Genomic DNA, 15,081 nt, shown 5'->3' on the forward strand with positions numbered 1-15,081 from the left:
CGTCAAGAGTCGCTTGGCTCCACGCGCTACAGTTTCCGGACGACAAGGCAAGCCATAAGGAGACGCTGCGTGAACGCCAATTACGACGTATTGATTATCGGTGCCGGACTATCCGGCATCGGCATGGCATGCCACCTGGCTGAGGCATGTCCGGACAAGCGCGTCGGCATCCTGGAGCGGCGCAGTGCCATCGGTGGGACATGGGACCTGTTCCGGTATCCCGGCATCCGGTCAGATTCGGACATGTTCAGCTTTGGCTACAAGTTCCGCCCCTGGCACGAGTTGAAAGTCCTTGCCGACGGCCCTTCGATCCGTCGCTACATTGGCGATACCGCGCGCGAATACGGTGTCGACGAATGCATTCAGTTCGGGCAGAAAGTCCTGCGGGCATCGTGGTCGAGCGAGGACCGGTACTGGACCGTCACCACGCAGCAGGAAGGCAGCCACGATACCTGTACCCTCACTTGCAAGTTTCTGATCCCCTGCACGGGCTACTACAACTATGACCACGGGCACCGGCCTGACTTTGCCGGCCTTGAGCGGTTCCGGGGCATCTGCGTTCATCCGCAACACTGGCCTGAAGACCTGGACTATCGGGGCAAGCGCGTCATCGTGATCGGCAGTGGCGCAACGGCGGTGACGCTGGTGCCGGCCATGGCCGGTCAGGCGTCGCACGTCACGATGCTGCAGCGCTCGCCCAGCTACGTCTTCTCGGTGCCGGCATATGACAAGATCTCTGCCGTCCTGCAAACGATACTGCCCGCACGCTGGGTGTATGGCCTGGCACGGTGGCGCAATATCCGCTTGCAGCGCCTTATCTACAGGACCGCAAAGCGGTGGCCGCGGCGCGTCCGTTCCTGGCTGCTGTCGCATGTTGAACAACAGCTCGGTCATAGCGCCGACATGCGGCACTTTTCGCCCAGCTATAACCCGTGGGACCAGCGGTTGTGCGCAGTGCCTGACGGCGATCTCTTCAAGGTTATCTGCGAAGGCAAGGCCTCTGTGGTGACGGACCACATCGAGACCTTTACCGAAACCGGCATCCGTCTGAAGTCGGGCAAGAGCCTCGAGGCTGACATCATCATCACGGCCACCGGGCTTCAGCTCCAGTCCCTTGGTGGCATGGAGGTACAGGTGGACGGGCAGCCGCGGCACCCCAGCAGCCTCATGACCTACAAGAGCGTGCTGATGCAGGACGTGCCCAACCTGGCCAACCTGTTTGGCTATACCAACGCATCGTGGACATTGAAGGTCGACCTGGCTGCCAACTACATCTGCCGCCTGCTCAACCACATGGACCGCCACGGCTACGACGTCGTAACGCCATTCGCCCCAGCCGGGGAAATGCTGGAAGAAACGGTCATGGATTCCCTGCAGTCCGGTTACGTGCAACGCGGCCGGAGCACCTTGCCTCGCCAGGGCCGGACGCCTCCCTGGCGCGTTCTCCACAACTTCGCGGCCGATCGCGAGATGTTGACGAGGCATCCGATCGACGATCCAGCGCTGAGGTTCGTCCGTGCCGCAACGACTACGACGGTGGCGCGCGGCCGGCCAGCCGGCGACCTTGTGGCAACCGGCATGGACGAAACAGCCGTGTGAGGTTCAGCCGCATTCCGCATCGGAGCCCTGCATGGTCAGCATTGATTCTTCCTTCCAAAGCCACGGTGAGCGTTGCGCGGCCACGCTGATGCTGCCGAGCCAGGGGACGCGCCCGCCCGTCGTCATCATGGCGCATGGATTCGGCGCCATTCGCGCCGCCGGTCTGCCAGCCTTTGCCGAGCGGTTCGTGGCCGAAGGCTACGCCGCATATCTCTTCGATTACCGGAACTTCGGTGACAGCGAAGGGGAGCCGCGGCACTGGGTCAGCCCGCGCCGCCACCTGCAGGACTGGGCCGCCGCCATCGCACATGTGCGCTCACTCCCAGAGGTTGACGCCGATCGCATGGTGTTGTGGGGGACGTCGTTCTCGGGCGGACACGTCATCCAGACTGCTGCTGCAGATCATCGGGTCCGAGCCGTCATTGCCCAAGTCCCGCATGTCAGCGGGCTGGCCAGCATGAAGCAGGTACCCGTCCATCTCTTGCTGCGCATGATGCTTGCGGCGATGCGTGACCTTTGCGGCAGCGTCATTCGTCGCGAGCACTACAGCCCGATCATCGGTCGTCACGGCGATATGGCCGCGTTGACCGGCGACGACGCCTGGCATGGCTATGCAAGGCTGCTGCCTGCGGGAACGGCGTGGGAGAACAAGGTACTGTCCCGCATCTTTCTGGAGGTGCCACTCTACAGCCCGATTCGGCACGCGCACAAGGTCGCCGCGCCTACGTTGATCGTGGCCGGAACCCGTGACACGATCACGCCGGCCAGTGCCGCGCGACGGGCGTCCAGGCGCATACCGTACTGCGAGTTCCATCTCGTGGAATGCAACCACTTTGAGCTGCATTTGCACGATGAACCGGCGTTCGCAAGCAGTATCGCGGCGCAGGTAGCCTTTCTGAACCGACACGTTGGTGTCGTCCCCCTTGCCCCCGCAAGAGGCGGCCGAGATCATCGTGCGGGCAGTGGAAGCCGACCGTGAACGCGTGCTGTTGGGCGTCGCAATTTTCCATGTGTGCTGCACATGGCGCATGTAACCCTCTGCTGTAATGTCTGGGAGCCGTGATGTCGATGAAGGATCTGTTGGTGGCCGCTTTGCTGTCGGTCTTTGCGTTGTCGGGATGCCAGTCCGTGAAGATTGGTCCTGCGACGGAACAGGCAAATGACGAGGGAGCCGCGAGCGCAGTCAACGAAGCGGAAGTTCGCGCCATCGCGCGCGAAGCCTACATCTACGGCTACCCGGTCGTCGAAGCGTACAAGACGCTCTACGCCCAGGCAGTCGACCAGGGCGGTCCGAACTTCAAAGCGCCGTTTAACCAGATAGGCAACACGGCCAACGTCTTCACGCCGAACGACACGGCGATCATTACGCCCAATTCGGACACGCCATATTCATTTGTCTGGATGGACCTGCGCGCGGAGCCGCTGGTGTTGACGTTGCCGCCCATCGAGAATAAGCGCTACTACTCCGCCCAGCTGATCGATCTCTATACGCACAACTTCGCCTATCTTGGCACTCGCACCAGCGGCAACCAGGGCGGAAATTACATGATCGTGGGCCCCGACTGGAGCGGCGAGAAGCCAGCCAACGTGAAGGCCGTGATTCGCAGCGAATCCAGTATTGCCTATGCTATTTATCGCACGCAGCTCTTCAATGCCAAGGACCTGCGCCGGGTGCGTGCCATCCAGAACGGCTACAAGGTGCGGACGCTGAGCGCGTTTCTCGGTAGGCCGGCACCAGCGCCAGCCTCTCCCGTCGATTGGCCGAAGCCCGTCGCGGATGCCACGGATTCGCTGGCTTTCTTCCGCTACCTGAACTTCATGCTGCAGTTCGCCCCGACGGTGCCGAGCGAGCAGGACGTGATGGCGCGCTTCGCAAAAATCGGTGTGGGCCGCGGCCTGTCGTTCGACAAAAACTCGCTATCGCCAGAGATACAGAAGGCCATGGCGGCCGGCATGGCTGATGGCAAGTCGCAGTTCGTGGAATTCAAGAAGACGCAACTGGACACCAGGAAGCTCACCAGCGGCGACTTGTTTGGTACACGCGAGCACCTGAAGAACAACTATATGTACCGCTATGCAGCGGCAGTACTGGGGATATTCGGTAACTCGGCGGAAGAGGCGATTTATCCCGGCTACTTCCTGGATGTCGCAGGCAAGCCGCTGGATGCTGCCGCCACGCGCTATACCCTGCATTTCGACAAGGACAAACTGCCGCCGGCCAACGCGTTCTGGTCTCTGACGATGTATGACGGCCAGAGCAAGCTGCTGGTGGCTAACCCTCTGAACCGGTATTTGATCAACGCTTCGATGCTCGGCCAACTCAAGCGCGATCGCGACGGTGGGCTCACCCTGTATGTCCAGAAGGACAGTCCAGGCAAGGATAAGGCGAGCAACTGGCTGCCGGCGCCTGAAGGGTCTTTCTATGCCATCTTGCGCGTGTACTTGCCGAAACAGGAGATGCTGTCCGGCCAATGGCGCCAGCCGCCTATGGTGGCGGCCGAGTAAAAATCAGGCACAGGCGCCGAGGCGCCTGTGTGACTATGAAAACCCGATACGACGGAGGGGAACTGTGAAGAAAACAATGATTTCCAACGCCTTGATGGGCTTCGCGCTCGTTGGCGTGGGTACGACCTATGGCCAGATTGCCGCTGCTCAGGCGACCGGCGCACCCGTGCCGGTCACGGTAGACAACTTCGTGCGGGCGGAGTCCGACATGTATATCGTCGGCGTGGCAAAGCAGGGCGGCGTCGGTAAGCTGCAACACCGGCGCGAACCCGCGTCGATTGATGACCAGGCCGTCATCCGCCTGAACCGTGACACGCTGTATTCCTCGGGCGTGTTCGATCTCGATGCTGGCCCGGTGACAATTACCATGCCGGACCCGGGCAAGCGCTTCATGTCGCTGCAGGTCATCAGCGAGGACCACTATGTACCCAATGTGTTCTACGGTGCCGGCACGCATACGTTGACGCGCGAGAACGTCGGCACGCGCTATGTGGCCGCAGCCATCCGCACGTTGGTGAATCCAAACGATTCGAATGACCTGAAGCAAGTCCATGGGCTGCAGGACGCCATCAAGGTCAGCCAAAAGGCGACGGGGAAGCTGGAGGTGCCCAACTGGGACCAGGCCAGCCAGAAGAAAGTGCGTGACGCGCTGCTGGCATTGTCGGCCACGACACCGGACTTCAAGAGGTCATTCGGCAAGAAGGGCGAGGTCGATCCGGTGCGCCACCTGATGGGCACGGCGGCTGGCTGGGGTGGTAACCCCGACAAGGACGCCATCTACCTGAACATCACACCGGAAAAGAACGACGGAAAGACCGTGTACCGGGTGAACGTGAAGGATGTGCCCGTGGATGGATTCTGGTCGGTCAGCGTTTACAACGCCGAAGGTTACTTCCAGAGAAACGCGGCCAATGCCTACACCGTCAACAACATCACAGCGCAGAAGAACAGTGACGGGTCGATTCCGATCCAGTTCGGCGGGTGTAACGGACAGTTGCCCAACTGCCTGCCCATCGTCCCCGGGTGGAACTACACCGTACGCCTGTATCGGCCGCACGCCGAGATTGTCCGTGGCGCATGGAGTTTTCCGCAGGCTCAGGCTGTGGATTAAGCAGAGCGCGCCGGGGAAGGCGGAAGGTACTTGGACGAAGGCGGCATTCTGGATCTGAGAACGCCTTTGTCCTCTCCTGGATGGCGTTGGCCAAGGGTGAGGCGCGTCTTGGCGTTCCCTCGCAATGTCGCATCCGCACCCACTGTAATTCGTAGCAACACTCTTGACACGGAGACACACCATGAAGCGTGCAGGTGCACCCGTCCTGGCCGCCATCGCCGCTGGCAGTCTGATGGCGCCGCTGGCTGGACATGCCACGGAGGGCGCTTTGGGCCGACCGGTGGCGGGCACCAGCGTGTCGTCCAACGTTGCCGTCATCCCGGACCAGCCGGTATGGATAGCCAATCTCCAGCAACTCTACATGGACGGATCGATCAGCGGCGGTCGCCAGGTGCCGATTGGTGGCCGTACCACGCTGGGCGTTGACGCGAAGATCGCGTTCACGCTGGCCACACTGATGAAGGTGTGGGATACGGGCCCCGGCGCCTGGAGTTTTGCATCGAGCTTCACGCTACCCTATGTCTGGACTTCGGTGCACACCAACGCGGGCGTGACCGCCGGCGGCGCCAGTTTCTCGCGTGGCGCCTCGGATCGGGCATCGAATCTTTACGACATCTATTTCAGCCCGATCATCGCCGGCTTTCACTTCTCGAAGAACAGCCACATGGCCTTGAGCTTTAATGTCTGGGCCCCCACTGGGCAATATGACAAGAACGCGCTGGCCAATCCGAGCCTGAACAACTGGACTTTCGTGCCGCAGGCCGCATTCACGCACGTGATGCCGCAATACGGGCTCGAATTTAACGGCGTGGCTGCGTTCCAGTTCTATACGCGCAACAGCGCCACTAACTATCAGAATGCACCGTTGTTCACGCTCGATGTCATGGGGCTGAAGAAGTTCGGCGCCTGGGGTACAGGGATCGTCATGGGCACGGTTCAGCAACTGGGTAACGACACCGGGCCCACGGCCGACCGCCTCAATGGCTTCCGCGGCCACGACTTCACGATCGGGCCGATCGTCACGTACGACACCAAGCTTGGCGGCAAGGCGCCGCTTTCATTCAGCGTGCGCTGGGTGCCTACGGTCACCAGCAAGAACCGGCTGGATAGCACTGCCACTGTCTTGGCAACAGCAACGCTTGTATTCTGACAGCTCCATCCTGCGACTTGCATCGGTAGCCCTCGAATGCCAGATGGCCGGGCGCGGAGGCCGACGTTCGAGAGGCTATTTGGAGCCGTTGACGAACGTCGGCAAATGGCCGGTCTCGGCCCTCCGCCTATCCAGGCAAGGGCTTCCTGGCACAGAAGGCGGCTACCGAGCCTTATGAGGCAGCCGGCGTGCTGGATAAGCTGGCCGGAGCCGTTCGGTATTTGGCCATTCCGGCTTGCGGGGACCGACAGCGAGCCACGAAGTTGTATCGCAGGCGACTACCGACTCCCAGGCGGTCATTAGGTATGGATCGTTTGCACGACCATTGCAGGGGTAACACCGGACTACGTGATTGCCAGCCCCTGAGGTGGGGCGCCAGGCGCGCTGATGGCAAACGAGCATTTAGAAGCGAAAGGCCACGCTTAGCATGGGGCCCTTCAGCGTAAGCCTTTGAACAAGGTCGCCGCTGCGGAGTTGATACGTCAAGTAGCGATAGGTCAATTGCACATCTCCCCAGCTTGCCGCATAGGCCGCGCCACCGGACGCTTGCACGGTATATCTGGAAGAGCCGGTCCCGACGTCGACGTAGTACGGCACATACCATCTATCAAGGTTTCCGAGACGTAGGCGACCGCGAACACCAATAATTCCATCCCAGATATTTGCTGTCTGCGACAGGCTTCCCTGCGTCGCCAGAGTCGCGCCTTGCTGCGTGAACGTGGCGGATAGTGTCCAGTTCGCGCTGGCGCTGAGGTTCAGGTATCTAAGCCCGCCGAGCGGCTCGACCGTTCCCCATTGCGATCGCACCGCGGTATAGGCAGCGGCAAGCCCGAAGAGCCCACCGCTCAGGCTACTGCTTGTATTCGTCGCCAACTCGCGAGGGATGGCAACCACGGCGCCGCTCCCGGCGCCGACGGCATTGAGGGTGGTTTGTTGGTGGCTGAAGTCGAGATATGCCCCATCAGCGATGATCGCCCAGTCCCCCTTGCTGGCTTCGGCCTGCACCATCAGAAGAAACTGCAGATTCTGGAGATAGCTGTCCGGCCCGGTTCCCAGGTCGAGCCTACCCCCTCCTGTTGATGAGTTTCCGGAGAAGCTGAAAGCACCGCTCACGTTGGGTAACCAGAGATAGGGTGCGACTGCAAATTTCCATCCACCCGCGTCCGGCGATTCGGCATGTCCCGAGCCAGTAGCGATAGCAAGGAGGATAGCGAGGCCGATACGTTTCGCACGGAGCCTCGAAATGGGCACCCCGAAATCGCCCCTACCTGGACGACGTCCCCATTGCACCAATTCCATTGATCACGCCTTCGATGATCGAATTGTTGTCACACAGCTGCTGCGCGATGCCGTGAATGAATGAGGTAGCCCGGCTACCTCTGGGCACGAAACGTCCCGCTTCCCAACCTATCCGGTCTTGATGGGCGACTCAATTGGCCCAAAGGGAAGGCCAAGAACGCCTACCAGTTTCTGGGAGGAGGCCGCCGCCGCTCTGCCGGCATTGCGGCGGCTTACCCGGGAACAGGAGGCGCAACCGGTGTTAGACCGCAAGCTGCTGCTGGTTGCAGTCTGCGCGTTAAACCACTGGTCGGCGGAAGAGATCATCACTGCTTACCAGATTACCCATGCGGAGTGTGTGAAGCCGGATTTGCGAGCGTGCGCTAACGGCCTCGGTAAGAGGGGGCTGTAAGCCCTATGGCTCCCGCAGCGAAGAAAAGCGGAAGCCCTCAGGCTTTCGCCGCAGATTGGGGAGCGGCGCAGCAGCTATGGGCGCCGATTCCAGTCCTCTGGGTCAACTGTCTGTTGGAAGCGTTTCATAGCGCCTCTTCTGAGGCATCCGACAGGTTCGAGGTGTACGGCGATCGCGGTCATGCGACGCTGCCGTCAGCTATCGCGCGCACTCGTTACCGTCCAGACGTTTTCCAGAAACTCGCGCAGTAGTGTCGAGGAATTGTTTTTCTTCCAGATCAAATAGAACGGCAATGGAAAGTTCAAATCGTCGACAGGGCGAAGGGCCACGCCAGCCGGGCACTGCCACCGCGTCGCGTCGCTGACGAAGGCGACACCGAGGCGACAAGATACCAAGCTGAGCATCGTCGCATGATCTGTGACCTGCTGGACAATTTGTGGCGCCAGAGCCCCGTCGCGAAGGCACGCGCGTATTAAGCGATCATGGAAGAGTGGATAGACCCACCGATGGAACCAGATAAAGGGAACATCACGGAGTTCACGCAAGCGCACGCTGTCGAGCGACATGATGGGATGATCCTTCGGTGCGGCCAGCACCAGCTTGTGCCTGGCGACATTTCGATGTGCGAACTCCGAAGGGGGCTTTGTCAGGCTGAAGATGAATCCTGCGTCCAGATTTCCCGAGCTGACCGCATCAATCTGACGACTGGAAGCCATGGCATGGAGTTCGAGTTCCACAGCCGGGTGCTGTTCACTGAACGCGCGTAGCGAGTCAGGTACGGCACCATGCCACGCCTGGGTTTCACCGAATCCCACTCGCAGCGTTCCGGTTTGACCGGCGGCGATCCGCTCCACCCGAAGCTTCGCCTCATTCACCTCGCGCAGAATACGACGGACGTCGTCGAGAAATGAGCGCCCCACAGCATTTAGCCGTACTCCGCGCGGCAAGCGATCGAAGAGCGCGACGCCCAACTCAGCTTCCAGATCCCGGATCTGCCGCGAAAGCGCTGGCTGTGCGATTTTGAGCACCTTCGCTGCCCTCCCGAAGTGCTCCGCCTCGCCGACGCACGCGAAATAGCGCAGATGCCTCAGTTCCATTTCATGCCTCAAGGGTATCGGACAGATAAATAGTAGGTCTTGGACGCATCGGATGAGGCTATCTAAACTCGAAACGTCCGGCGCGGGCAAAACTGTGGTGCCCAACCGAACGCCCAGGTTGCTAGCGATATGAGCGACGACTTGGACTGCGCCTTGCTTGCACGCCCTGATAACCGCCGTTCGACCTGCGGGATGCCGGTTTTCGCTGACCTGAATCAGTACTACGCACCATGCATTGTCCTGGTCAGAGCACCTTGTTCGATCTGACATCTGACCGCGCGAAGGGAGAAACATTCTGCCTGGCTCGCCACGTAACAGTGGACGGTGAAGCGCGACAAGTAATGATCGCCGCGCTTCGGTACACCGATTCCTTCGTCAAGCAAGAAGGCGCATGGCGCTTCGCCGAACGGTTGTTGTTTGTGGTCTGGAGCGAAAACCGCGCATTGAGGTGAAGGGGAGGGTGCGACAGGTATGGTTGGAGCAACTGCTGTGTGCGCTGGTCTGGGTCGCCCCGATGCTCTCGGCGTGCGATTGATCTGACGCAACAGCGCGGCCTGGCTCTCACGAACGACGGACATCAGGCACAGCAAGCTCGGCTTTCCACTGGCGAACCAAAGAATGTTCGTCGATCTCCGGGGCCATAGGGGTGACAAGATGGCGAAGCGGACCCTCGCCAGCTTTCCAGTTCCAGCGTAGAGGAGATAAGAATGGGCAAGAAAGTTGCGGAGATCATCGTAGAGGTACTCGAGCAGGCTGGCGTCAAGCGCTGCTATGGCATCGTCGGCGACACCCTCAACCTGATCGCCGAACACCTCGATCGAAGTTCCATCGACTGGGTCGGTGTTCGTCACGAAGAAGCGGGCGCCTTCGCCGCAGGCGCTGAAGCGCTATACACCAACAACCTGACGGCGTGCGCCGGAAGCTGCGGCCCAGGCAGTCTGCACTTCATCAACGGCCTGTACGAGGCCAATCGCAATCGCGCTCCGGTTGTCCTGATCGCCAGTCAGGTAGCGATGAGCGAGATGGGCTTCGAGTTCATTCAAGAGGTAGATTTCAAGTCGGTCTTCAAGGAATGCTCGGTGTTCTGCGACATGATCCTGACGCCAGAACAGGCCCGCAGGAAAACCGCGATGGCCTGTCAGACCGCACTGGCCAGGCGCGGCGTTGCCGTGCTGATCGTGCCGGTAGACATTTCCCATGGCGAAGTGAAGGAGGACTTCCCTTATCGCGTGCACCACAGCCGTCCGACCATCCGGCCGAATGATGCGGAGATTGGAGCCATCGCGCAGGTTCTAAATACCGGCAAGAAAACTGCCATCTATGCGGGGTCCGGCTGCGAGCATGCGCTCGCCGAGATCATGACCGTCGCGGAAAAGCTCAAGGCACCGGTCGCTCACACCTCGCGCGCGAAGAACTGGCTCGAACCGGGCAATCCGTACAACATCGGCATGACGGGCATCCTGGGGAATGAAGCTGGCTATAACGCGGTGCTCGAATGTGACACGCTGCTGTTGCTCGGCGCGGACTTCGCGTGGCGCCAGTTCTATCCCGACGGGGCAAAGATCGTGCAGATCGACATCGACCCAACGCATCTGGGCCGGCGCCACCCCATCACGCTGGGCGCGGTAGGCGACATCCAGACCACGCTGCAGGCATTGCTACCGCATCTGGACCAGCGCGAGGACGCGTCATTCCAGGAGAAATACATCAAGCGCTATGCCGAAGCGATGGCAGCGGCAAGGAAGCCTCTCATCCCGGGGCACAACGACAGCATTCCCGGTTCGTACCTCGCGTCGATCATCGATAAGCACGCCGCCGAGGATGCGCTGATCTGCGCTGACGATGGCAGTCCGATCGTGTGGGCGCTGCGTCTGTTCGATGCCAACGGCAAACGCCAGATCTTCGGCAGTCTCCTGCACGGCACCATGGCGAGCGCCCTGCCCAGCGCGCTGGGCTTGCAAAAGGCATGCCCCGATCGCAAGATCATCGCCATGTGCGGCGACGGCGGCATTGCGATGCTGTTCGGCGAACTGCTCACCACGATCCAGGAAGAGGTGCCAATCAAGATCGTGGTGTTCGACAACAGCAAGCTTGGCTTCGTCGAGATCGAGCAGAAGGCCGAGGGCATGCTCGACACCTTCACGAAACTGAAGAACCCAGACTTCGGCAAGGTGGCGGAGGCCATCGGCCTCTGGGGAAAGACCGTGCGCAAGGCCTCCGAGCTGGACGCGTCCGTGCGGGAGTGGCTGTCGCAACCCGGCCCCGCGCTGCTTAACGTGATCGTCAATCCGCTGGAACTGGTCAAGCCACCCTTCCTGGAAGCCGGCCCCGTGATCGGTATGGCGATGTACTCCGTGCGCGCCATCCTCAACGGACGTGGCGCGGATGTACTGGAAATGGTGCGCGAGAACTTCCGCTGAAGACCCAAGCGTTTGACCCAGGCGTTGCTTCAAGTCAGCAACGTCTTGGGCTCAAGGTACGCGCTCATGCCCCATCGGCCCATCTCTCGCCCGAGCCCGGAATGCTTGAAGCCGCCAAACGGTGCGCGCGGCTCGTGGGCCAAGGTGTTGACAAGCACGGGGCTCGAATCGATCTGGTGTGCCACACGTTCGCGGCTTTCACGATTCTTGCCCGGCAACAGGGCACTCAGGCCATCGCTTCGTGCCCGCACGGTTGCGCGCGCTTGTCAGCCTGGTCCATGAGTTGCGTCTGGCTGAAGCGCAGTAGCGATTGGTAGCCCGTTGCCAGGGGACCAGTTCTCGTTGGCGACTTCGATCAGATTGATGAACACGTCGGCCGGCTTGACGCCGGAACCGGATTCGAGCCGTGCGACGAGATGGCGATAGAACCGCTGCTTGTCGCCGGTAGACCGGCCCGCTGTCAGCGTGATCTGGATGAGCAGAAGATTTGGCGAACGCACGAACGGATACGTCATGTTGGCGTGGAAGTTCGCATCCTCGTGTTCGCTGATGGTCATGAAGAACGCTTCCGGATGCACATCGAGCGATGTTTGCAGGGACTCGTGTATGGCTTCCAACACCGCGGCGCGGAACGCCGCGGGCTGGCCTTTGCGCATGGATACGTGGGTCATTGGCATGATCGATTCTCTTCGGTCGATGAAAGGGTGTGAGTCAGCCGGCAGCGGGCGTTGATCGCTGCTTCCGATTCCGGCTGATACGGTGGTCGCATCGGCAGGTTCGATTCGCCGCCCGGGAATGGCTCCAGCGCATAGCGCTCAGATCAGCGCCTCGATAAGCATCGGCCCGGGGCGCTGCATCGCGGAAGCGAACGCGGCGTCGAAGTCTGCTGCAGAGACCGTGCGGACCGCTTCCACGCCCATGCCTGTGGCCAGTGCCACCCAGTCGAGCGATGGATCTTGCAGATCGAACATCGACGCGGCACGCGCCCCGTCCTGTGACGCGCCAACACGCTTCAGTTCGTTGTTGAGGATCTTGTAGCCGCGGTTCGCGTAGATGACGTTGACAACGTTGATCTTCTCGCGAGCCTGCGTCCACAGCGACTGCACCGTGTACATGGCGCTGCCGTCGCCGAGCAGGTTGACGATCTTGCGGTCCGGGCAGGCGATGCCGGCACCGATCGACAGCGCCATCATGCTGCCGATGGCCCCGCCGGACAGCGTCAGGAAATCGTGCGGCGCGGCTGATTCGGTCAGACCGTAGTACGCCATCGCCATGCCCGATTCCTCGGTGACGATGGCCTGCTCGGGCAGGTGCCTGGCCACGCTGCGCATGATCGACTCGGGGGTCAGGGGGCCGCTGGCAGAAGGCTCCAGGTACTTGCGTACGCTGCGACCCGCGATCGAACCTTTTGCGCCGAGCGCGTCGGCCAGCGCTTCCAGCGCGCCGGTGCCGTCCTCGTGCGCATGGGAGAGCACCGCCAACCGGCATCCTTCCGGCGTCAGCCAGCTTGGTTTGTCAGGGTAGGCGAAGAAGCTGACGGGTGGCTGCGCGCCGACCAGCACGATCAATTCGGTGCCAGCCAGGAAATCCGCAACTTGCTCGGCAAAGTACGGCAGGCGTTCCACGGGCACGCGCCCGGCGCCACGCTGCAGGCGCGGGGCGAACGTATCGGAAAGCAGGCGGGCACCGGTCTTCGCAGCGATCTTGCCTGCGGCGTGCAGGGCCGGTTCCTGCAAAGCGTCACCGCGCAGCAGAAACGCCGTCTTCACGCCACGCTGGACGAGCGCGGCGATGTTCGCAATGGTGGCGCCGCTTACCGGCGCCCGACTCGGTAGCGGCAGTGGCGCTGCGACGGTATCGGCCTGGCCCCAGGCGGTATCCGCGGGCAGGATCAGTGTGGCCACCTGGCCGGGTGCCTCCATCGACGCTTGCACGGCGCGCGCGGCGTCGGCGCCAACCGTCAGCGCGCTTGCGGATGAGTGAATCCATTGCGATACCGGCCGCGCGAATCCCTGGATATCGGAAGTCAGCGGTGCCTCGTAGCGCGAATGGGACGCTGCATGGTCGCCAACAATGTTGACGATCGGGCTCGATGCCCGCCGCGCGTTGTGCAGGTTGGCCAGGCCATTGGCCAGGCCCGGACCCAGATGCAGCAGCGTGGCGGCGGGCTTTCCTGCCATGCGGCCGTAGCCGTCGGCGGCGCCAGTGACCACGCCTTCGAACAGGCCGAGGACGGGGCGCATGCTATCCACCGAATCGAGCGCCGCCACGAAATGCATCTCCGACGTGCCCGGATTGCCAAAACACACCTCCACGCCACACGCCACCAGCGAGCGCAACAGACTTTCCGCACCGTTCATGCTTGACACTCCGAAATCGAACCACTATCGAACCCTCGTCCGCCGCGGTTTCGTAGCGGGGCAACGAGGTTGTGCAACCGAGCACGGATCGATAGTAGAAACTTCGATTCGATGTAAAAATACAGTCAACTCGGAAACTCTGTTACGTCATGCGTAAGAATCTCGACTATGGATTGCTCCATGCGATGACAGCGTTTCTGCGGGTCGTCGATGCGGGCAGCTTTACGGCCGCCGCCGCCCAGATGGCGCTCACGACGGCGCAGGTCTCGCGGCTGGTTTCCGAGTTGGAAAAGCGCCTGCAGGCCAAACTTCTGCAACGGACAACACGCAGGCTGGCGCTGACCAGCGCCGGCGAGCGGTATGCAGACCAGTGCCGGAGCATTCTCGACATGGTGGCCGAGGCGGAAAGCGGGGTGGGCGGCGCAAATGTCGAACCGGCCGGCCGGCTCAGGGTGCGTTGCATGGCGGCGTTTGGCGAACGCTATGTGGTGCCGCTTGTGTCGAAGTACTGCGCGATGTATCCGAAGGTGACAGTGGAGTACGGCACGTCGCAATACGCCCCGGACCTGATTGCCGAAGGCGTGGACGCCAGCGTCTACCTGGCGCAACGGCTCCCCGATTCGAACCTGGTGGCGCAGGCCCTTGGGGAAACCTACGGCTTGCTGTGCGCGGCGCCAACCTATCTGAAGCGGCGCGGCACGCCGAAGTCCGTCGAAGAACTGGCAGCCCATGCCTGTCTGCGCATCGCCAACCCGTCCACGACGCCCGATTGGACGATGACGGACGGCACACGCAGCTTCACGCTGGACGCGGGCGGCCCACTGGTGGGTGACAACCCTGGCGTTGTCCTCCACGCGGCGAGCAGCGGGCTGGGCATTGCGCTGCTGCCGATCTTCTCGGCCGTGGACCACATCCGCAATGGCGAACTACGCGTCGTACTTCCCGCGTGGCGCTCCCCGGCTATCGGCGTCTACCTGATGATGCCGTCGCGGAAGTTCCTTGAGGCCAAAACGCGCGCGTGGATCGAATTGCTGAGGACCGAACTGCCGACTGCACTGCGGCGAGATGCGGGTCATCCCGCCACGGCGTCGAAGCCTAAACCGCGTCGATACCCGTCTCGCTGAACTGCTACGGCCGTAGCACGTCGGT

Annotated in this window: 13 protein-coding genes; 8 read left to right on the forward strand and 5 right to left on the reverse strand. The window is 61.6% G+C overall.

All coding sequences use genetic code 11. The features are described from left to right. Positions 1-69: 69 nt before the first annotated feature. The 5 genes from B2246_RS19330 to B2246_RS19350 all read left to right on the forward strand — a co-directional run bounded on the left by B2246_RS19330 (position 70) and on the right by B2246_RS19350 (position 6,365). Positions 70-1,599, forward strand: coding sequence for a flavin-containing monooxygenase (locus B2246_RS19330; protein ID WP_286880529.1), 1,530 nt, complete (start codon positions 70-72; stop codon positions 1,597-1,599). 31 nt (positions 1,600-1,630) lie between these two features. Beyond that, entirely contained in the window at positions 1,631-2,578 is a 948-nt protein-coding gene (locus tag B2246_RS19335) for an alpha/beta hydrolase (protein WP_035882617.1), read from the forward strand. Between the two features lie 83 nt (positions 2,579-2,661). Next, positions 2,662-4,104 carry a DUF1254 domain-containing protein gene (locus B2246_RS19340; protein ID WP_051705381.1) on the forward strand — a complete coding sequence of 481 codons (1,443 nt, stop codon included), beginning with the start codon at positions 2,662-2,664 and terminating at the stop codon, positions 4,102-4,104. A gap of 76 nt (positions 4,105-4,180) precedes the next feature. After that, on the forward strand, positions 4,181-5,215 hold the full coding sequence (locus B2246_RS19345) for a DUF1254 domain-containing protein (RefSeq protein WP_286880530.1): 1,035 nt from the start codon (positions 4,181-4,183) through the stop codon (positions 5,213-5,215). Positions 5,216-5,396: 181 nt separating this feature from the next. Beyond that, entirely contained in the window at positions 5,397-6,365 is a 969-nt protein-coding gene (locus tag B2246_RS19350) for a SphA family protein (protein WP_286880531.1), read from the forward strand. 402 nt (positions 6,366-6,767) lie between these two features. On the opposite strand, the gene B2246_RS19355 is transcribed toward B2246_RS19350, so the two are convergent. Together B2246_RS19355 and B2246_RS19360 are read right to left on the reverse strand one after the other, a co-directional pair. Next, entirely contained in the window at positions 6,768-7,664 is an 897-nt protein-coding gene (locus tag B2246_RS19355; protein ID WP_040011301.1) for a hypothetical protein, read from the reverse strand. Positions 7,665-8,249: 585 nt separating this feature from the next. Next, entirely contained in the window at positions 8,250-9,152 is a 903-nt protein-coding gene (locus tag B2246_RS19360; protein ID WP_008651648.1) for a LysR family transcriptional regulator, read from the reverse strand. Positions 9,153-9,382: 230 nt separating this feature from the next. On the opposite strand from B2246_RS19360, the gene B2246_RS19365 reads away from it, so the two are divergent. Together B2246_RS19365 and B2246_RS19370 are read left to right on the forward strand one after the other, a co-directional pair. Next, positions 9,383-9,604 carry a nuclear transport factor 2 family protein gene (locus B2246_RS19365; protein WP_080709714.1) on the forward strand — a complete coding sequence of 74 codons (222 nt, stop codon included), beginning with the start codon at positions 9,383-9,385 and terminating at the stop codon, positions 9,602-9,604. 255 nt (positions 9,605-9,859) lie between these two features. Further along, positions 9,860-11,572 carry a thiamine pyrophosphate-dependent enzyme gene (locus B2246_RS19370; protein ID WP_286880533.1) on the forward strand — a complete coding sequence of 571 codons (1,713 nt, stop codon included), beginning with the start codon at positions 9,860-9,862 and terminating at the stop codon, positions 11,570-11,572. Positions 11,573-11,601: 29 nt separating this feature from the next. Here B2246_RS19370 and B2246_RS19375 read toward each other — a convergent pair whose 3' ends face one another. From B2246_RS19375 to B2246_RS19385, 3 genes are all read right to left on the reverse strand, one after another. Continuing rightward, on the reverse strand, positions 11,602-11,823 hold the full coding sequence (locus B2246_RS19375) for an aldehyde dehydrogenase family protein (RefSeq protein ID WP_411431793.1): 222 nt from the start codon (positions 11,821-11,823) through the stop codon (positions 11,602-11,604). 15 nt (positions 11,824-11,838) lie between these two features. Beyond that, positions 11,839-12,249: a tautomerase family protein gene (locus tag B2246_RS19380; RefSeq protein WP_035882630.1), complete on the reverse strand. Its 411-nt coding sequence runs from the start codon at positions 12,247-12,249 to the stop codon at positions 11,839-11,841. A gap of 138 nt (positions 12,250-12,387) precedes the next feature. After that, positions 12,388-13,932 carry an acetolactate synthase large subunit gene (locus tag B2246_RS19385; RefSeq protein WP_035882631.1) on the reverse strand — a complete coding sequence of 515 codons (1,545 nt, stop codon included), beginning with the start codon at positions 13,930-13,932 and terminating at the stop codon, positions 12,388-12,390. A gap of 149 nt (positions 13,933-14,081) precedes the next feature. Between B2246_RS19385 and B2246_RS19390 the strand changes: the two genes are divergently transcribed. Beyond that, complete coding sequence (locus tag B2246_RS19390) at positions 14,082-15,056, forward strand: LysR family transcriptional regulator (protein ID WP_286880536.1); 975 nt, start codon at positions 14,082-14,084, stop codon at positions 15,054-15,056. The last annotated feature ends 25 nt before the right edge of the window (positions 15,057-15,081 follow it).

Source organism: Cupriavidus sp. UBA2010, assembly GCF_002335265.1.
Taxonomy (GTDB): domain Bacteria; phylum Pseudomonadota; class Gammaproteobacteria; order Burkholderiales; family Burkholderiaceae; genus Cupriavidus; species Cupriavidus metallidurans.

Coding starts and splice junctions, on each gene's coding strand:
- B2246_RS19335 (WP_035882617.1), top strand. CDS start 1,631: ATGGTCAGCATTGATTCTTCCTTCCAAAGCCACGGTGAGCGTTGCGCG.
- B2246_RS19340 (WP_051705381.1), top strand. CDS start 2,662: ATGTCGATGAAGGATCTGTTGGTGGCCGCTTTGCTGTCGGTCTTTGCG.
- B2246_RS19345 (WP_286880530.1), top strand. CDS start 4,181: ATGATTTCCAACGCCTTGATGGGCTTCGCGCTCGTTGGCGTGGGTACG.
- B2246_RS19350 (WP_286880531.1), top strand. CDS start 5,397: ATGAAGCGTGCAGGTGCACCCGTCCTGGCCGCCATCGCCGCTGGCAGT.
- B2246_RS19355 (WP_040011301.1), bottom strand. CDS start 7,664: ATGGAATTGGTGCAATGGGGACGTCGTCCAGGTAGGGGCGATTTCGGG.
- B2246_RS19360 (WP_008651648.1), bottom strand. CDS start 9,152: ATGGAACTGAGGCATCTGCGCTATTTCGCGTGCGTCGGCGAGGCGGAG.
- B2246_RS19365 (WP_080709714.1), top strand. CDS start 9,383: ATGCATTGTCCTGGTCAGAGCACCTTGTTCGATCTGACATCTGACCGC.
- B2246_RS19370 (WP_286880533.1), top strand. CDS start 9,860: ATGGGCAAGAAAGTTGCGGAGATCATCGTAGAGGTACTCGAGCAGGCT.
- B2246_RS19380 (WP_035882630.1), bottom strand. CDS start 12,249: ATGCCAATGACCCACGTATCCATGCGCAAAGGCCAGCCCGCGGCGTTC.
- B2246_RS19385 (WP_035882631.1), bottom strand. CDS start 13,932: ATGAACGGTGCGGAAAGTCTGTTGCGCTCGCTGGTGGCGTGTGGCGTG.
- B2246_RS19390 (WP_286880536.1), top strand. CDS start 14,082: ATGCGTAAGAATCTCGACTATGGATTGCTCCATGCGATGACAGCGTTT.